The sequence below is a fragment of the Nocardiopsis quinghaiensis genome (assembly GCF_008638365.1).
In the GTDB taxonomy this organism is placed as follows: domain Bacteria; phylum Actinomycetota; class Actinomycetes; order Streptosporangiales; family Streptosporangiaceae; genus Nocardiopsis; species Nocardiopsis quinghaiensis.
The window spans coordinates 176,548-194,261 of sequence record NZ_VWVU01000004.1 but is presented as its reverse complement, the minus strand read 5'-3'; the positions used below and the strand labels follow the sequence as shown (position 1 = coordinate 194,261).

Sequence of the window (17,714 nt, the reverse complement as noted above, 5' to 3'; positions counted from 1 at the left end):
CTAATGCGGAGTCCCGCGCCTACCTCAGGAGACACGATCATGAACGACTACCGGCCCGTACCCGCGGACAGGTTCACCTTCGGCCTGTGGACCGTGGGGTGGCGCGGGGTGAACACCTTCGGCGAGCCCGTGCGGCCCCCGCTCGACGGAGCGGACGCGGTGCGCCGCCTGGCCGACCTCGGCGCGTCCGGCGTCACCTTCCACGACGACGACCTCATCCCGCCCGGTAGCTCGGACACCGACCGCGAGGCCATCCTCAAGCGGTTCCGCGCGGCCCTGGAGGAGACCGGCCTCACGGTGCCGATGGCGACCACCAACCTGTTCTCGCACCCGGTGTTCCGCGACGGCGGGTTCACCTCCAACAGCCGCGACGTGCGCCGTTACGCCATCCGCAAGGTCATCCGCAACATCGACCTGGCGGTGTCGATGGGCGCGAGGACGTACGTGTGCTGGGGCGGCCAGGACGGCGCCGAGACCGAGGCGGGCAAGAACGACGCCGCCGCCCTGGACCGGCTGCGCGAGGCCTTCGACATCCTGTGCGGCTACGTGCGCGAGCAGGGCTACGACCTGCGGTTCGCCATCGAGCCCAAGCCCAACGAGCCGCGCGGCGACATCCTGCTGCCCACGGTCGGGCACGCCCTGGCCTTCATCAACGAGCTGGAGCACCCCGAGATGGTCGGGGTCAACCCGGAGGTCGGCCACGAACAGATGGCCGGGCTGAACTTCGCGCACGGCGTCGCCCAGGCGCTGTGGGCGGGCAAGCTCTTCCACATCGACCTCAACGGGCAGCGCGGGATCAAGTACGACCAGGACCTGCGCTTCGGCGCCGGTGACGTCAAGGAGGCGTTCTTCCTGGTCGACCTGCTGGAGAGCGCGGGCTACGACGGCCCCCGCCACTTCGACTTCAAGACGCCCCGGTCCGAGGACATGAGCGGCGTGTGGGAGTCGGCTTCGGCCTGCATGCGCAACTACCTCATCCTGAGGGAGAAGGCGAAGGCCTTCCGCGCCGACCCCGAGGTGGCGGAGGCGCTCGCCGCGTCGCGCGTGCCCGAGCTGTCCGAGTCCACGCTGGGCCGGGGCGAGTCCCTGTCCGACCTGCTGGCCGAGGAGATCGACCTGGCCGAGGTCGGCGAGCGCGGCTACCACTTCGAGCGCCTGGACCAGCTCGCCCTGGACCACCTCTTCGGCGTGCGCTGACGCCGGGTCCCACCACTCCGGGCGGGGCCGGCCGGCGGGCGGTCCCGCACCGTGTCCCGGGCACCTCGCGAGGCCCGGGACACGGTGCGGACCAAGTCCAGGTCAAGGAAGCGGGAGCCGGGCGGGGCGACGTCTGAACACCGGGCCGGTGGGTAGTGGCGGTGATCGCCAGTGCCACTACCGACTCGGAGGCGAACATGGCCGACGACGCCATCACTCTGATCACCCAGGACCACCGCAGGATGGAGGAGCTGTTCGACCGGCTCCAGTCCGAGCCCGACCAGCGGCCGCGCCTGCTGGACGAGATCGAGGCCATGCTCACCGCGCACAGCCGTGCCGAGGAGGACGAGGTCTACCCGGCCACGGCCGAGGCGTCCGGTGAGAGGGCGCAGGTCCAGCACAGCACGGAGGAGCACCACGAGGCCGAGGAGCTGCTGCGGCGGCTGAAGGACTGCGACCCGAACAGCGGGGAGTTCGACGAGCGGTGCCGTGAGTTCGTCGACGCGGTCAAGCACCACGTCGACGAGGAGGAGAGCGAGGTCCTGCCCGCTCTCAGGGACGCCGTCAGCGAGAAGCGCGTGCAGGAGCTGGGCAGGGCCTTCTCCGAGCGGCGCGAGCAGGAGATGCGGCGCTTCGGGGTCGGCCCGGGTCAGATCCCCAAGCAGCGGGAGCTCTACGAGGAGGCCGAGCGGCTGGACATCAGGGACCGCTCCAAGATGGACAAGGACGAGCTCGCCGAGGCCGTGCAGAAGGCCAGGCGCGGCTGACCGGCGGCCCCGGCCCGCGGGCTCCCGCGTCCCCGGGGGCGCGGGCGGCGCAGGTCACGGACGTACGGCGACGGCTTCCGGGACGATGGCCTGGACCTGGCCGGCGGTGCCCGCTCGGTCGCGTTCGGAGACCTCGTCGGTGATGACTTCCCCGTCGGCCGTACCGAACCGCGGGACCGGCGTGTGCACGTGCCCCGCGGGCCTGCCGCGGCCGGTGGTGTCGCGCAGCGGGGCGTTGCGGTAGGCGGTCCCGTCGGACAGGTGGTCACCGCCGCCTCGGTCCGGGCCGCGGTGCCGTCGGGCGCGGGCGCCCCGGTGAGGGGTCCGGCCCCGACCACGCGCCCCGGGAGCCCCCCGGTTTCTGGCGGGTGTGCCCACAGCGGGTTCTCCTCCGCCGTTGCGGAGACGGTGGGGCCGCCGGGCCGGAGCACGGGCTCTGGTCGGCCGCCTCGCCCGTCCTCGGGGTTCGCGGGCACCGGACGTGAAACGGCCCCGTCGGGCAGCTGCCCGACGGGGCCGTCACGTACACCAGAAGGGTGCGGCGGTCGCCTCACGGCGCGGTGCACAACACGGCTCCTGCCGCCCTTGCGGGCGCGGTATTCCGTGAAGGCTTTGAGTGGAGCCCGGGGGACACTTTCTACCGCACCTTCCGGCACCGCGTACAACGGGAGGGGCGGGGCTGGTATTCCGCGGCGGAGGGATCGTTTCGACGGTTTTCCCGCCGCCCCGGAGGAGGCGTCCGCCTCCGTGCGGCCGGGGGTGCCCCTGCGGTTCCCCGGACGGCCCCGCCGCTACCGGGCCGCCAGGGCGCGGAAGTAGTCCCGTACGCCGGTGAGGTCGGTGCCGTCGGCCCGGTGGGCGACGTACTTGTCCGGTCGGACGAGGTACAGGCTGGGTCGGCGCACCCCGTACCGGTTGTGGGCCTCGCTGCGCACGTCCGCCATGGCCCCGTCGACGGGTTCCGCGGGCAGGTGGCCGCGTGTGACGACGTGGACCTGTCCGTACCCGTCCACGGCCTCGCGGCCGGCGGCCGCCCAGGACGCCAGGGCGGCGGGGTCGGCCACGTCGGCGGCGAACAGCACCAGGTGGTGGCCCGGATCCCGGTAGACGTGCCGGAGCGCCCTGGTGCCCGCGCGGGTTTCGAGGTAGGCGTCCCGGACCACCTCTCCGGCCCTGGGGCCGGCGCCGGAGCCGTCGCTCCACGCCGGGGGCCTGGACCCGTCCCACCGCTCGGAGACGAGCGCGCTGTCGCGGTAGTGGACCAGGTGCTCTCCCAGGGTGTTCGACAGGCGGCGCTGGGCGGGGTTGGACCTCCCCAGCAGGCGCAGTGCGTGCTGCCGCGCCCGGCGGAGGACGAGGGTGTGCGCCGTGGCGACACGGGTGGCGGTGGAGGTGGCCTCGACCACGGCCCGGGCCACGGGCCGCCGTTCCCCCTCGAAGCTGTCCAGCAGGGACGGGACGGCGCGGCCGGCGGCCACCAGCGCGAGTTTCCAGCCCAGGTTGTAGGCGTCCTGCATCCCCGTGTTCATGCCCTGGCCCCCGACCGGGCTGTGGCTGTGCGCCGCGTCGCCCGCGAGCAGCACCCGGCCGCGCCTGAACCGGTCGGCGAGCCCCTCACGCACCACGAACGACGAACTCCACCGCAGGTCGCGAAGGCGCGGATCCAGCGGGGTGCGCCGACCGACGTAGGTGGCGTAGTCGTCCAGACCGGGGTCCGCGGGCGGGTTGTCGTCGGGTGTGTTGGCCAGAATGCGCCAGTGGCCGCCGACCATCGGGAAGAGGGCCACGATGCCGCCCGGGCCGAAGAACGCGTGGAAGCGGTCCCTCGCCAGGTCCCAGTCGGCCGACACGTCGCCGAGGATGAAGCCCCGGCGCAGGTCGGCGGTCTCCCAGCCGAAACCCGCCGTGCGGCGCACGGTGCTGTGCGCTCCGTCGCACCCGACCAGCCACCGCGCCGTGTGGTGCTCGACGCGCCCGTCCCCGTGGACGAGTTCCGCGGTGACGCCGTCCCCGTCGTCCTGGTGGGAGGCCAGGCGCGTGCCCCATTCGACGGCCACACCCAGTTCCTCGGCCCGCTCCCGCAGCAGCCCGGCGGTTCGCCACTGCGGGATGCACAGGTCCATCGGGAAGGGGGAGTCCAGGGCCGACAGGTCCAGGTCGGCCAGGGTGGTGGTCCCCTGGTGGAAGGACAGGCGGCGCAGGGGCAGGCCCCGCTCGACGGCGGCCTCGGCCACGCCGATGTCGTCCAGCATCTCCAGTGACCGCGCCACGACCGCCACGGCCCTGCTCTCGCGCGTGTCCGGGGATCCCGCGTCGACGACCCGGGGGATCACTCCGCGCCGGGCCAGCTCGATGGCCAGGACCAGTCCCGTGGGTCCCGCCCCCGCGATGAGGACGTCGTTGTCGGTACTCAAGGCAACCTCCAGGAACGAACGTTCGTTCTCTGAATAGGAGCACGAATGCGCCCCCTACGCAAGAGCGAACGTTCGTTCTCTCAGGTTCGCCGGTGGTGGGACGCTCCCATCAGGGCCCGCAGCCCGTCCCGGAACGCCTCCGGGTCGGCGTCGCCGTAGACCGCGCGCCGGACCACGAAACCGTCGACGAGGGCGATCAGCGCGTCGGCAACCCTCTCCGGCGGAACGTCGGAGGAGAGCCGCCCCTGTTCCTGGTGCCGGGCCACCATGCCGCTGATCAGGACGCGGACCTCGTCCACGACCTCCTGCAGCCGTGCGGCCAGGGAGGGCGACCGCAGGGCCTCCGCCCAGATCTGGACCAGAAGTCCGGCCGATTCCCGTGACGCGGCCAGCGAGGGCCCCTCGCCCCGTAGGACGAGGTCGACGATGTCGTCCAGACCCGGGGGGCGCTCGCCGTCCCGCTCCGCGAACGCCTCCGCGACCTCGGCGAGGGCCTCGGAGGCGATCGCCCCGATGATGGCCTCCTTGCCGCTGAAGTAGCGGTAGACCGCGCCCGCCGACAGTCGGGCCTCCGCCAGGAGATCCTGCATGGAGGTGGCGTGGAAGCCGTTGCGGACGAAGCAGCGCCGCGCCGCGTCCAGAATCTGCCGACGGCGTGCGTCCATGTGCTCCTGCGACATTCGAACCATGGCACCAACGTAGAACGAGCGTTCCTTCCGCGCCAAGGCGAGGCCACTGGCACACGGAGGGAACCCGCTCGGGTCCGCGGGTTCCGAGGCCGGCGTCAGGCCGGGGAGGCGGTGCTCTCCCGGGAGGTCAGCCTCGGCTCCAGCAGGGTGACCCCGGGGTGCGCGGGGCCGTCGATCTTGTCCATGAGCAGGCCGACCGCACGGGCCCCGACCTCCTCGGCCGGCAGGTCCACCGAGGTCAGCGGCGGCCCTCCGGGAGGAACGGGGCCGATGGCGGCCACGGACAGCTCGGGGGGAGTGCGACCGTACTCGGCGAAGGCGTCGAGCAGCGGGCCGACCGAGGGTTCGTTGTGCACGATGAGGCCGGTGAGGCCGGGACGCTCGCGCAGCAGCTCCTCCGCGACGCCGCGCGCGGTGTCGGGTGAGCAGGGGCGCAGGGTGGCGCGGACGCCGCGCTCGGCGGCGGCGAGCTCGAAGCCGGTGACGGTGCGCTCGGCGAAACCGGTGCGCCGCTCGTAGACCGAGGGCGGCTGGCCGACGAGGGCGATGTCGGTGTGGCCGAGGTCGGCGAGGTGGTGCACGCAGGCCGCGCCCGCGGCCGCGAAGTCCAGGTCCACGCAGGTCAGGTCCTCGGTGTCCTCGGGGACGCCGATGAGGACCGAGGGCAGGTCCAGGGCGCGCAGGACGGGCACGCGCGCGTCGTCGGCCTCCACGTCCATGACGATGACGCCGTCCACCATGGCGCCTCCCGCGACCCTGCGCAGGCCGTCGGGCCCCTCGCCCTGGGTGAGCAGGAGGACGTCGTGGTCGTGCGCGCGGGCGGCGGTGACGACGGAGACGGCGAAGCGCATGGCGACGGGGACGTGCACGTCCTCGCGCAGCGGGATGACCAGGGCGATCACGTTGCTGCGGCGGCTGGCCAGGGAGCGCGCGCCCGCGTGCGGCTGGTAGCCGAGGGCCTCGATGCTCTCGCGCACCCGGCGCCTGGTGGACTCGGAGATCGACCGCTTGCCGCTGAGGACGTAGGAGACCGTGCTCGGCGACACACCAGCGTGCCGGGCCACATCGGAGATCCGCACCGTGCCGTCCCGTCCGTCGTCGAACCGATTCGATGAGATGTTACGCACCCCACCACCCCGGCGCAACGCCGCGGGCACCACCAGAGGATACGGCACGGCGTGGTCAGGGCTCCGCTACGGCCTGGTCGTAGAGCTCGCGGAACCGACGGACCCCGCGCTGTCGGCGCGCCGTGAGGGGGACGACCGCCGCGACCATGGCCGCCAGCACACACAGCAGGAACACGGTGAAGAGCGACAGCGGGGACCCGTCGTGGTGAAGCACGGCGTTGGGGAGCTGGACCAGTATGAGGAGGGCGCCGAGCGCCAGCGTGAGCTTCGGGGACCTGGAGGTGTCGCTCTGGTCGGCCAGGATGCGCCCGAGCCGGTTGACCTCGGAGTCGTCGTGCAGGGCGCCCCTCGTGATCTGCCAGTGGGCGGTCCAGACCCGGGCCGGGTCGGCGTCCGGCGGTACGGGCCTGCCCCTGGCCATGCGGCGCACCATCCACGCGCTGAAGAGGCCTCCGGGTGCGCTGAGGACCAGGGCGCCGGCCAGGGCGCCGCCCGCGGTGATGAGGAGGGTCCTGTCGAGTCCCTCGGCCACCAGGGGAGGAACGAACAGCAGGGCGCAGACCAGGACGGCGAAGGCGGCGCTCAGGAGGGCGACGCGCAGGCCGAACCCGCGCGGGTGGTTCTGGGAGTAGACGGTGATCCGTCCCATGGTGGTGCTGAAAAGCCCGCGTCTGAGGGGGATGCGGCGGTTCTCGTCCATGTGCCGAACGTACCCGCCGGTTTCCCGGCGGACTCGGGCACTACGTCCCGAAGCGCCCTACCGGCCGCTCGGGCACCCGGCACCACGCGGTGCTGTGGTGGCCGGGTCGGCCCCACGGCGGCGTCCAGCCGCAGGCCCCCGCGCCCGGACGCCCGCCCGCGTCGCCGCCCGGGTACGGGCAGCCGGGGAACCCGGCTTAGGTCGTGGCTTTTGCCTCGTTTCGGGCTCGTGTCCACCAGCCCGCCTCTCGCTACGCCTCCGCGCTCGTGAAGCACGACCAGGCTGGACTCCGCACACCGTCTTGCGAGGGGTCGCCTGACGACCGCTCACTGACCCGAAAGCCTTCCAAAGACACTTCCTAGCCCTCCGGGTCCTCCAGATCCTCCTCCATCTCCGCCTCCGCCTCCGCCTCCGCCTCCGCCTCCGCCTCCGGGTGGATCGTTCCCGCGCCGCCGTCGATGGTGACCATCTGGCCGTCGCGCAGCAGCTCGGTCACGCCCGGCACGCAGATCACGGCGGGAATGCCGTACTCCCGGGCGACAGTGGGCCCGTGCGCCATGGTCGATCCCGTCTCCACCACCAACCCTCCGGCGGTCATGAACAGGGGCGTCCACCCGGGATCCGTGGTCTGCGCGACCAGGATCTCCCCCGGCTCCAGCGAGGCCCCCGCCGGATCGTGGACCACCCTGGCCCTGCCGGTCGCGGTCCCCGACGAGGCGGGCACACCGGCGAGCACCCCGTCCGCCCCCGCGGGGAGGGCGGGCAGCGCGGTCTCCACGTCGGTGCCGTCGGACAGCAGGAGCGGGGGCACCCGGCGCCGGTGCCGCTCACGCAGGTACTCGGCCCTGCGCTCGGCGACCAGCGCGCGCTGGTCCGTCCCGCCCGCCAGGGCGCGCGCCTCCGCGACCCTGAGGAACATGATGTCGTCGGGCCGGTCCAGCCGCCCCTCCCCGGCCATCTGCTCCCCGACCAGGAGGAGCTGGCGTCGCGTCTCGGCGATCGAGTACAGCCAGGCGAACTTGGGGTACTCCCGCAGCCCTGCCAGGGCGCGTGCCCGCCCGAAGAAGAAGTCCGACAGGCGCGCGCGGACCGGGCGGGTGGCGAGTGCCCGGCGGACGAGTGCCCTCCGCATGTGCTCGGCCTCGGCGGCGGCACGGGCGAACCTGCGGTCCGGCGCCTGTTCGGGGTCGGTCACCCGCAGGTAGTTGGCGATCACCGTGAACAGGGGTGCGGGGTCCTCCGACCAGCGGGGCACGCCGACGTCGATCTCCGCGGCGCCCCGGTGCCCGTACCTCTCCAGGAAACCGCCGAGACCGATGTCGGGGAGCGTTCCCGCGCGGTACCGGTCCGCCAGCTCCTCCGGCGGGGTGTCCCGGAGCAGTTCCCGGTGCTCGCGCGCCCCGGCCGCCAGCCGCCACAGCGCGAGGTCCATCTCCGTGGTGACGTTGTGCGGCATCCCGCCGAGGACGGCGGCGACCTCGCCCGGTTCCGCGATCCCCCTGAGCAGCAGCTCGGGCATCCTGGCGGAGAGGAGGCCGACGTACAGGGGGCCCGTCATCCGGGTCAGGCCCTCCGTCAGCGCGTGGCTCTGGACGTCCGTCGCGTACTCCAGCCGGTCCCGGGCCGTGACCACGTGCTCCGGGGTGCGGGAGGTCCGCTGACGCATCGACTCGCCCGCACGCAGCATGCGGCGCCTGGCGTCGTCGGGGTCGGCGAGCGCGGCCATGCCCTGGGCGAGGAGGAACCGGGTGAGCGGCAGTGCCCGCGCGGCGGTCCGGGCCGCCCCGCGCGGGTCGATCCGCCCGCCCGGGCGCGGTGCGAACCGGGGGTCCTCCAGGAGGTGGCGGACGGCCGCCGAGACCCGGGGGCCGTAGAGGGCCATGGCGTCCGGCAGGGAGTTCCGGATCCAGCGGTTGCGGAGGAAGGGGGTGAGGTCGAGGTAGAACCTGTCGCCCACCGCGGTCATCATCCCGTCTTCCGGATCGCTGCCGACGCCCAGGGCGCGAAACCACGCGGCGGCGGTGGCCTTCAGCGTGGACAGGCCCATCGGGGTGAAGGGGCGGAGCATGCCCTGCATGTGCCCGCCCTCGAGGTAGGCGCGGGGCCCGTCGTCGTGATGGGGAGGCAGGGGGAAGAGGGTGGTGATCGCGCGGGACTGGAGGATCCAGGGGGTCCCGTCGTGGTCGATGGCCCACTCGACGTCCTGCGGCGAACCGAGACGGCCCTGAAGCCGTTCCCCCGCCGCGCGCAGCTCCTCCACCTCCTGCGGGGACAGGCACCCGCCGTCCGGGCCCTGGGAGGTGCCGTCCGCGGCCACGACGTGGTGGTCGGGCCGGACCGTGCCGTCGACCACGGCGGTGCCGAGGCCGGGAACGGCGTCCACGACGGTCTCCCCCCGGGTGCCGGTGACCGGGTTGGCGGTGAACAGCACGCCCGCGGTCCGGGGCTCGACCATGCGCTGCACGACGACGGCCATGTGCGCCGCGTCGTCGTCGATGCCCCGGTCGCGCCGGTAGGCGACGGCGCGGTCGGTCCACAGGGAGTCCCAGCACCGCCGGACGGCCGTGAGGAGGTCGTCGGCGCCCTCGACGTCGAGGTAGGTGTCCTGCTGGCCGGCGAAGGAGGCGTCCGGCAGGTCCTCGGCGGTGGCGCTGGACCGCACGGCCACCCGGCCCCCGCCGAGGGCCTCGTAGGCGGCGGCCACCTCGGCGGTCGGCAGCGTCCCGGAGCGGTGGGCCTCGGTGGTCACGCAGAAACCCGGTGGGACGCGTTCCCCGGCGGCGATCGCCCCGCCCAGCCCGACGGCCTTGCCGCCGACCAGGTCGATCATGCCCTCCGTGATCCGGTCCAGCCCCACCACGAGCACGGCGTCACCTCCGAGTGTCCTGCCGTCCCCCCATGCTCCCCGCCGGAGCGACGGTTTTCCATGAGAAAGGGCGCGTTGTGGAAAACTCCCGCGGCGGATGCGCCGTCCTAAGGCGCACAGACGGACGGCCGGTGGTCGGTACACGTGTCGACGCGGAGAGAGGCCGACGCCAGAGTCCGGCCTGCTCCGTCACCCCCAGGAAAGGAACCGGATGTCCGATCCCTCACCGATGTTCGCCCTCTTCTCCGTCTCCTCCTTCGTCTCCCTGTTCTTCGGGGGCCTCCACCTGTTGTTCGGCGTCATCGTTCTGGCCCTGACCGGAGCGGTGGCCGCCGACCGCAGGGGCCTCGTCGCGACGAGCGGCGTCCTGCTCGTCATCGGCGCGCTCGGCGACCTGACGGTTCAGATCTGGAGCTTCTACACCTCGTACATGGGCGCGGCCTCCCCGGCATCCCCCACGACCGCGCTGCTGCACCTGGTGTTCACGGTCGTGTTCGCCGGAGGCCTGCTCACCCTGGTGCTGGCCGCGGCCAGGCGCGTCGCGGGCCAGGCCGTACCTCTCCCGTCACCCAGTCCCCAGCCCGGCCCGCGCCCCTCCCCGACCCGCTGACACGAGGAGCCCTCCGATGACCTTCCTCTCCGCCCTCGGCATCCTCGGCACGCTCTTCCTCCTCGCGGTGGGGATCGTCGCCCTCGTCCGCGCGAAGGGATCGCCCTCTCCCGGCGCCCTCCGGACCACCGGGGTCCTCATGATCGTGGCTGTACTCGCCCAGGTGGCGAGTACCGTGTCCTACACCGTCGTCAGTCCCATGGGCCTGGACGTCGAAGCGTTCCTCCTGTTCAGCTCCATGACGAACATGCTGGTGGAGTCCGTGTACGGGCTCATGGTCACCGGGGCGCTGATCGCGCTCGTCGTCGCGCTGATGCGATCGAGGTCCGCCGCCACCCGTGCCGCGGGTCCCGCGCCCGGCCATGCTCCCCCGCCTGGTCAGCCGTACGCGTTCGGGCGGGCCCGCCAGGTACCGCCCGGCCACGGTCACCGGGGACACCCCGGTCCGCGCGCCGGGAACGCGTATCCGGGAGGAGCCGGCTCCTACGGCGGTGACGCCGGAGACGGCACCGACTGGAACCCCGGGGACGGCGGTGGCTTCTTCGGCGGCGGCCTCTTCGGCGGTGGGGACTCCGGAGGAGGCGGCGGAGGCGACGGCGGTGGCGGCGGCGCCGGCTGACCGCGCCGCGAAGACCGTGAGTGACCCGAAGGCCTGACCCCGCGCGGGGCCAGGCCGGACGTGTGCAGAGGAGCGAGTAGCGCCAGAACAGCAGCCGCCTCAACCGGGCGCCGGGGGCGAGGGCGGCGGCCATCCGTTCGAGCGAGGGCCCGAACGGCATGTGGTGGATGCTGGAGACCGCGCTCACGAACCCGTACCCCGCCGGGGCCGGGTCCGCCTCCTCCAGGGAGGCCACGCGGTACTCGACCGGCAGCCGCGACGGTGTCCACTCGCGGGCTGTGGAGATGATCCGCGGCTCCGGATCGACGGCGTCGACGGCGATGCCGCGCGAGGCCAGGACCCGGGCGAACCGGCCGCCGCCGCACCCGACGTCGAGCGCTCGGGTGCAGTGCGGGGGCACGTGTTGGAGAAGGTGGCCGTGGTAGTGGCTGTTGTGGTCCCAGGAGACGTCGGGGGAGCCCGGAGGGAGGAGTCGGCTCACGCGCGGAGCCTATCCGGCCTGGCGCTTGGCCTCCAGAGCCTCCATCGCGGTCACCGCGGTGGCCACGGTCTGGTGGACCGGAACCTGTCGGTGCAGGCCGACCAGGCGGACGACCTTGGTGACGCGTTCGTTCAGTGCGGCCAACGCCAGCGACCCGCCCAGCTCACGGACGGTCCTGTAGGCGTTGATGATGACGTTCAGACCGCTCGAGTCCATGAAGTCCAGACCCGCCAGGTCCAGGATCAGCCAAGGACCGTGGTCGTTGATCGCGGACTGGATGTGCTCCTGGAGGTCGGCGGCGGTCGCGATGTCGAGTTCTCCCTCGATCGCGACGATGACGCTGCGGCTCTCCACCCGCGTGCTCAGCCCAAGCCTGTGCACGTTCACTCCTCCCGGCCCCACGTTGAGATGGTGAGGGGTCCCTTCGTCTAACCATACGCAGATCCGCGAACCACGCCCGCCCTTCCCGGCACCACTCCCACAGAACCGGACCAACGAGGGGAGAACGCTGACACGTCCGCGAACCTGGTAAGTCTTTGGACACACACGGTATAAGCGAACCGCCCGTTCGGGAATGGCATACCGGAAGAAATTTTCGCCTCCTGGGCACGAACCCCACCAAGAGCATCCGGTATGACATGTTCACCGTGGGTTATTTCACGACATGGAACGCACCCGGGGCACGTGTTCATCTCGCGTTGACCCCGTCAACGGCAACACGGTTACTATGCGTTCATTCAGCTGAGGGGCGTTCACGCTGGGTGAAGGAGTCCAGTAGCGCGCCCGCGGCCAGAGTCGCCGTGCTCCTTCCCGAGCGCACCTCGTCCTCCATGCGCGGAAGGAGTTCCGCCACCCTCGGGTCGCGCAGGAAGGTGTCCATCAACCGGTCCCGGACCTGGTCCCACATCCAGCTGACCCCCTGACGGCTGCGGCGCTCGGCGAGAGCGCCGTCGCGTTCCAGCACAGCACGGTGCTCCACCACGGTGTCCCACACCCCGTCCAGCCCGTCACCGCTCATCCCGCTGCAGGTCAGCACCGGCGGACGCCAGTCCGGATGGACCGGCTGGAGCAGCCGCAGCGCCCGCGACAGCTCGCGGGCCGCCTTGCGCGCGTCGTCGGCGTGCGGGCCGTCGGCCTTGTTGACCGCGACCACGTCCACCAGTTCCAGCACGCCCTTCTTGATGCCCTGGAGCTGGTCGCCCGTACGGGCCAGCGTGAGGAGGAGGAAGCAGTCCACCATGGCGGCCACCGCGACCTCGGACTGACCGACGCCCACGGTTTCCACGAGCACCACGTCGAACCCGGCCGCCTCCATGAGTAGCATGGTCTCCCGGGTGGCCCGGGCGACCCCGCCCAGGGTCCCCGCCGTGGGCGAGGGGCGGACGAACGCGCCCGGGTCCACGGCCAGGCGCGCCATCCGGGTCTTGTCGCCCAGGATGCTGCCGCCGGTGCGCGTGGAGGAGGGGTCCACGGCGAGTACCGCCACCCGGTGCCCGGCCCCGGTCAGCCTGGTGCCCAGCGCGTCGATGAACGTGGACTTGCCGACGCCGGGGACTCCGGTGATCCCGACCCGGTGGGCCTCGCCGGTGTGCGGCAGGAGCCGGACGAGCAGCTCCTGCGCCGCACGGACGTGGTCCGGGCGGCGGGACTCCACGAGCGTGATCGCGCGCGCCAGCGTGGGACGATGCCCGGCCAGGACCCCCTCGGCGAGGGCGTCCACGTCCACGGGGCGGCGCCGCCCCGAACCACGCGTTCCCCGCGCACCACCCCGGTCGTCCACGCTTCTCCCTCCGGCCCTCGGGCCACGTACGGTCACTCCCTGGTGCGGTGACCGCCACGGTCGGCACCCTCGGCGACGTGCCTGACAGCGATGACCTTGCTCCCAGCGGCGTTCTCGGCGTTCGGGAGTGCCACCAGGAGCAGGATCACCCGGTTTCCGGACACGGACTAGTCCAACCGCTCCTCCAGCTGGTCGAGCAGGTCGACGGCGGCCTCGGCGATGACCGTCCCGGGCGGGAAGATCGCCGACGCGCCCGCCTCCCTCAGCGACGCGAAGTCCGCCTGGGGGATGACCCCGCCGACCACGATCATGATGTCCTCGCGGTCGAGTTCGGCCAACTCCTCACGCAGGGCGGGAACCAGTGTGAGGTGCCCGGCCGCGAGCGAGGACACCCCGACCACGTGCACGTCGGACTCCACCGCCTGGGCGGCGACCTCGGCCGGGGTCTGGAAGAGCGGGCCGACGTCCACGTCGAAGCCCAGGTCGGCGAAGGCGGTCGCGATCACCTTCTGGCCGCGGTCGTGCCCGTCCTGGCCCATCTTCGCGACCAGGATGCGGGGACGGCGGCCCTCCGCCTCGGTGAACTCGTCCACCCGTCGGGCCACGCGCTCCATGAGCCCGGCCGTGTCGGCGCTTTCCGCCGCCTCTTCCCTGTACACACCCTGGATCGTACGGATCTGGCCGGAGTGGCGGGCGAAGACCCTCTCCATGGCGTCGGAGATCTCGCCGACGGTGGCCTTGGCCCGGGCCGCGTCGACCGCCGCCGCCAGAAGGTTGTTGCTCAGGCTCTCGTCCGCCCTCGACTCGCGCCCGGCGGCCTCGGTGAGCGCGTCGAGCGCGGCGCGCACCTCGGCCCCGTCCCGCTCCTCGCGCAGGCGGCGCAGCTTCTCCAGCTGCTGGACGCGCACCCGGGAGTTGTCGACCCTGAGGACCTCGATCTCGTCCTCGGTGTCGGGACGGTACTTGTTGACGCCGATCACCGGCTGGCGGCCGGAGTCGATGCGGGCCTGGGTGCGGGCCGCGGCCTCCTCGATGCGCATCTTGGGCAGTCCCGCGTCGATGGCGGCGGCCATGCCCCCGGCCTTCTCGACCTCCTGGATGTGCGCCCACGCCTTGGCCGCCAGCTCCTGGGTGAGCCGCTCCACGTAGTAGCTGCCTCCCCAGGGATCCACCACCCGGGTGGTGCCGGACTCCTGCTGGAGCAGCAGCTGGGTGTTGCGGGCGATGCGCGCGGAGAAGTCGGTGGGCAGGGCCAGCGCCTCGTCCAGGGCGTTGGTGTGCAGCGACTGGGTGTGGCCCTGGGTGGCGGCCATCGCCTCCACGCAGGTGCGGGCCACGTTGTTGAACACGTCCTGGGCGGTGAGCGACCAGCCCGAGGTCTGGGAGTGGGTGCGCAGGCTCAGCGACTTGTCCCTGGCCGCGCCCAGGTCCTTGACCAGGCGTGCCCACAGCAGGCGGGCGGCGCGGAGCTTGGCGACCTCCATGAAGAAGTTCATGCCGATCGCCCAGAAGAACGACAGGCGCGGCGCGAACGCGTCCACGTCCAGCCCGGAGCGCTGGCCCGCGCGGATGTACTCCACGCCGTCGGCCAGGGTGTAGGCCAGCTCCAGGTCGGCCGTGGCCCCGGCCTCCTGCATGTGGTAACCGGAGATGGAGATGGAGTTGAAGCGCGGCATCCGCTGCGAGGTGTAGGCGAAGATGTCGGAGATGATCCGCATCGACGGCTGCGGCGGGTAGATGTAGGTGTTGCGGACCATGAACTCCTTGAGGATGTCGTTCTGGATGGTCCCGGAGAGCTTCTCCGGAGGCACACCCTGCTCCTCGGCGGCCACGATGTACAGCGCCAGAACCGGCAGCACCGCGCCGTTCATGGTCATGGACACGCTCATCCTGTCCAACGGGATGCCGTCGAACAGCTGGCGCATGTCGTAGATGGAGTCGATGGCCACGCCCGCCATGCCGACGTCGCCCGCCACGCGGGGGTGGTCGGAGTCGTAGCCGCGGTGGGTGGCCAGGTCGAAGGCGACCGACAGCCCCTTCTGCCCGGCGGCCAGGTTGCGCCGGTAGAAGGCGTTGGACTCCTCGGCGGTGGAGAACCCGGCGTACTGGCGGATCGTCCAGGGCTGGTTGACGTACATGGTCGGGTAGGGACCGCGCAGGTAGGGCGGGACGCCCGGCAGCCCGTCCACGAAGTCCAGGCCCTCGCGGTCGGCGGGCGTGTACAGCGGTTTGACGCCGATGCCCTCGGGGGTCTCCCACTCCAGGGCGTCGGCGGCCTTGCCGGTGCCGGCCTCCAGGGCGCTCTGCCAGGCGGCCGAGCCGTGGTCCGGTGCGGTGCCCTCGGAGAACTCTGGGAGTTCCGGGGCGACGGTGGAGAAGTCGGGGATCATGTGCGCGCCCCCTGGGCTGTGGCGGACGGTTCCGGTGGATCGGCGAGCAGGACCTCGACCAGGTCGGCGAGGAGGGCGACGGCGTCGCACCCCCGGTGGGCGAAGGCGTCCACCCCGGCCTCGCGGTAGGCGTCGCCGGGCGCGCCGGCGAGCAGGACCCGGCGGGCTCCCGCGCCCTTGAGCGATCGCGCGACGGCCTCGGCGCTCTCCGCGTACACCGCGTCGGAGGAGCAGATGACGGCGACACGGCTGCCGGAGGCCGCGAAGGCGTCCGTGGCGGCGGCGACGCCGTCGAGCGGGCCGGGGTCCTCGACCGCGATACCGCCCGCCGCGAGCAGGTTGGTCGCGAAGGAGGCGCGGGCGGTGTGCGCGGCGACCGGGCCCAGCGTGGCCAGGAAGGCGGTGGGACGGTGACCGGTGTCGTCCACCCGCGCGTCGCTGCGGTCGCGCAGAGTCTCGTAGTCGTCGGCGTAGCGGCGCACCGGGAAACCGCCGCCGGAGGCCGGCGGGACGGGCGCGGCGGGATCCGCGGGCCGGACCAGCGGGGTCTCGTCCGCGTTGGGGAACTCGCTGACGCCGGTGAGCGGGGCGCGGCGGTGGGCCAGGTCGAGGCGGCGGCGATCCCACACCGCGTCCACCCGCTCGCGCAGCAGGCCGTGCCCGACGGCCTCGGCGGCCCCGCCCGCGGCCTCCACCTCCTGGAAGAGGGCCCAGCCCGCCCGGTACAGGTCGCGGGTGAGCGACTCGACGTAGAAGGAGCCCCCGGCGGGGTCGATGACCTGCGCCAGGTGCGACTCCTCGATGAGGAGGGACTGGGTGTTGCGGGCGATGCGCCGGGCGAAGTCGTCGGACATGCCCAGGGCGGAGTCGAAGGGCGCGGCCGTGACCGCGTCGGCGCCGCCCACGCCGGCGGCGAAGCAGGCCACGGTGGTGCGCAGCATGTTCACGTGCGGATCGCGGCGGGTCATCATCGCCTCGGAGGTGGCGGCGTGCAGGCGCATGGCGCGCTGGCCGGCGGGTACGCCGCTGGCGGCCAGCACCTGGTTCCACATGGCGCGGACGGCACGCAGCTTGGCGATCACCGAGAACTGGTCGGCGTTGGCGGACAGGCGGAACTCGACGCGCCGGGCGGCGTCGGGCAGGTCCAGTCCGGCGGCGTGCAGGGCACGCAGGTAGGCGGTACCGGCGGCGACGGCGAAGCCGGTCTCCTGCCCCTCGGAGCCACCCGCGTTGTGCACGAGGGTGCCGTCGGCCACGACCAGTCCCAGGCCGGGACGCCCCTGGGCGCGGTCCACGGCGAAGCGGACGGGGTCCATGACGTCGGGGCGCTCACCGGCCAGGGCCGCGGTGGTGAGGGGGTCCACGCCCAGGTGGGAGGTGATCCGGCCGTCGGGCACACCGGCGTCGGCGTGGGCGTCGAGCAGCGCGTCGGCGGCGTCCGCGTGGTCGGCGCCGGGGGCCAGGACCACGGGCGCGAGGTCGAGGTGGACGTCGGTGAGGGCCTCACCGAGCGCGGACGCGGGCAGACCGGTGCCGCCGACGGCGATCCACAGGGAGCTGACGCCGTTCATGAGGTCGTTGTGCAGGCGGCGCCGCAGGACGGCCGGGTCGGCGTCGGTGTGGCGGGCGCGGATGTCCCAGCCCTGGGGGACTCCCCCGCCGGGCCGGTAGCCACGGGTGAAGGGGGGCAGTCCGGGGAAGCCGGGGTCGGCGGCCGGGGGATCGGAGGTGTGGAGGGGTTCGATGTCGAACCCGTCGTAGGTGTGCGTGGCGAGTACCGACTCGGGTGCGTCGGCGAGCCGTTCCTCGGGAACGCCGCTCTTGCGCAGCACCCCCGCGACGAGTCCACGCCACCGCTCGTGTGTGGCGGCCGGGAATCCCTCGGCCAGGTTGGGGGCGCCGGATCCGGCGGCTCCGCTCTCAGGGACGTCCATATACCGGATGGTAGAGAACCACGTTCGGTCCCGGGGCCCCGGGGTGTGGTGCGTGGCACGCGGAGCGGCGTGGCCGTACCGCTTCGGAAGCACACAGTGATATGGGACACACCAGCGGCGTGGTGTGGGACCGGCGCGGC

At 72.8% G+C, this 17,714-nt stretch carries 14 protein-coding genes and 1 pseudogene; 4 read left to right on the top strand and 11 right to left on the bottom strand.

The window, feature by feature from the left end; translation table 11 throughout:
• Positions 1–39 precede the first annotated feature (39 nt).
• Positions 40–1,197 (top strand): xylose isomerase, encoded by a 1,158-nt coding sequence (gene xylA, locus FYX01_RS11610; protein WP_150240458.1) that lies wholly within the window; start codon positions 40–42, stop codon positions 1,195–1,197.
• A 197-nt stretch (positions 1,198–1,394) separates the two neighbouring features.
• Positions 1,395–1,964: a hemerythrin domain-containing protein gene (locus tag FYX01_RS11605; RefSeq protein ID WP_190394278.1), complete on the top strand. Its 570-nt coding sequence runs from the start codon at positions 1,395–1,397 to the stop codon at positions 1,962–1,964.
• Between the two features lie 54 nt (positions 1,965–2,018).
• Here FYX01_RS11605 and FYX01_RS11600 read toward each other — a convergent pair whose 3' ends face one another.
• The 6 genes from FYX01_RS11600 to FYX01_RS11570 form a co-directional block, all read right to left on the bottom strand.
• The gene (locus FYX01_RS11600; protein ID WP_190394277.1) at positions 2,019–2,342 is read right to left on the bottom strand and encodes a hypothetical protein; all 324 of its coding nucleotides are present in this window, start codon (positions 2,340–2,342) and stop codon (positions 2,019–2,021) included.
• A 413-nt stretch (positions 2,343–2,755) separates the two neighbouring features.
• Entirely contained in the window at positions 2,756–4,378 is a 1,623-nt protein-coding gene (locus FYX01_RS11595) for an FAD-dependent monooxygenase (protein WP_150240454.1), read from the bottom strand.
• Positions 4,379–4,458: 80 nt separating this feature from the next.
• Complete coding sequence (locus FYX01_RS11590) at positions 4,459–5,058, bottom strand: TetR/AcrR family transcriptional regulator (protein ID WP_223830411.1); 600 nt, start codon at positions 5,056–5,058, stop codon at positions 4,459–4,461.
• 104 nt (positions 5,059–5,162) lie between these two features.
• Entirely contained in the window at positions 5,163–6,146 is a 984-nt protein-coding gene (locus tag FYX01_RS11585; RefSeq protein ID WP_150240753.1) for a LacI family DNA-binding transcriptional regulator, read from the bottom strand.
• Positions 6,147–6,249: 103 nt separating this feature from the next.
• Positions 6,250–6,894 carry a hypothetical protein gene (locus FYX01_RS11580; RefSeq protein ID WP_150240450.1) on the bottom strand — a complete coding sequence of 215 codons (645 nt, stop codon included), beginning with the start codon at positions 6,892–6,894 and terminating at the stop codon, positions 6,250–6,252.
• A 358-nt stretch (positions 6,895–7,252) separates the two neighbouring features.
• Positions 7,253–9,760, bottom strand: coding sequence for a PEP/pyruvate-binding domain-containing protein (locus tag FYX01_RS11570; protein ID WP_150240448.1), 2,508 nt, complete (start codon positions 9,758–9,760; stop codon positions 7,253–7,255).
• A gap of 211 nt (positions 9,761–9,971) precedes the next feature.
• Here FYX01_RS11570 and FYX01_RS11565 point away from each other — a divergent pair, with 211 nt between their 5' ends.
• A complete protein-coding gene (locus FYX01_RS11565; protein WP_223830410.1) occupies positions 9,972–10,370 on the top strand; it encodes a hypothetical protein in 399 nt (132 codons plus the stop codon).
• Between the two features lie 16 nt (positions 10,371–10,386).
• Positions 10,387–10,989 (top strand): hypothetical protein, encoded by a 603-nt coding sequence (locus tag FYX01_RS26110; protein WP_190394292.1) that lies wholly within the window; start codon positions 10,387–10,389, stop codon positions 10,987–10,989.
• A gap of 160 nt (positions 10,990–11,149) precedes the next feature.
• Here the strand turns inward: FYX01_RS26110 and FYX01_RS11560 are convergent.
• From FYX01_RS11560 to FYX01_RS11540, 5 genes and pseudogenes are all read right to left on the bottom strand, one after another.
• A pseudogene (locus FYX01_RS11560) lies at positions 11,150–11,389 on the bottom strand (class I SAM-dependent methyltransferase); the annotation flags it as partial.
• 90 nt (positions 11,390–11,479) lie between these two features.
• A complete protein-coding gene (locus tag FYX01_RS11555) occupies positions 11,480–11,851 on the bottom strand; it encodes an STAS domain-containing protein (RefSeq protein WP_150240446.1) in 372 nt (123 codons plus the stop codon).
• Between the two features lie 352 nt (positions 11,852–12,203).
• Positions 12,204–13,250: a methylmalonyl Co-A mutase-associated GTPase MeaB gene (gene meaB, locus FYX01_RS11550; protein WP_150240444.1), complete on the bottom strand. Its 1,047-nt coding sequence runs from the start codon at positions 13,248–13,250 to the stop codon at positions 12,204–12,206.
• A 167-nt stretch (positions 13,251–13,417) separates the two neighbouring features.
• The gene (scpA, locus tag FYX01_RS11545) at positions 13,418–15,640 is read right to left on the bottom strand and encodes a methylmalonyl-CoA mutase (RefSeq protein ID WP_150240442.1); all 2,223 of its coding nucleotides are present in this window, start codon (positions 15,638–15,640) and stop codon (positions 13,418–13,420) included.
• Positions 15,637–17,574: a methylmalonyl-CoA mutase family protein gene (locus FYX01_RS11540; RefSeq protein ID WP_150240440.1), complete on the bottom strand. Its 1,938-nt coding sequence runs from the start codon at positions 17,572–17,574 to the stop codon at positions 15,637–15,639. Before FYX01_RS11540 ends, scpA begins: the two co-directional genes overlap by 4 nt.
• Positions 17,575–17,714: the final 140 nt, after the last annotated feature.

Bases quoted from the DNA above. Each gene is read 5' to 3' on its own strand.
- xylA (WP_150240458.1), top strand. From the start codon at position 40: ATGAACGACTACCGGCCCGTACCCGCGGACAGGTTCACCTTCGGCCTG.
- FYX01_RS11605 (WP_190394278.1), top strand. From the start codon at position 1,395: ATGGCCGACGACGCCATCACTCTGATCACCCAGGACCACCGCAGGATG.
- FYX01_RS11590 (WP_223830411.1), bottom strand. From the start codon at position 5,058: ATGTCGCAGGAGCACATGGACGCACGCCGTCGGCAGATTCTGGACGCG.
- FYX01_RS11580 (WP_150240450.1), bottom strand. From the start codon at position 6,894: ATGGACGAGAACCGCCGCATCCCCCTCAGACGCGGGCTTTTCAGCACC.
- FYX01_RS11565 (WP_223830410.1), top strand. From the start codon at position 9,972: ATGTCCGATCCCTCACCGATGTTCGCCCTCTTCTCCGTCTCCTCCTTC.
- FYX01_RS26110 (WP_190394292.1), top strand. From the start codon at position 10,387: ATGACCTTCCTCTCCGCCCTCGGCATCCTCGGCACGCTCTTCCTCCTC.
- scpA (WP_150240442.1), bottom strand. From the start codon at position 15,640: ATGATCCCCGACTTCTCCACCGTCGCCCCGGAACTCCCAGAGTTCTCC.
- FYX01_RS11540 (WP_150240440.1), bottom strand. From the start codon at position 17,574: ATGGACGTCCCTGAGAGCGGAGCCGCCGGATCCGGCGCCCCCAACCTG.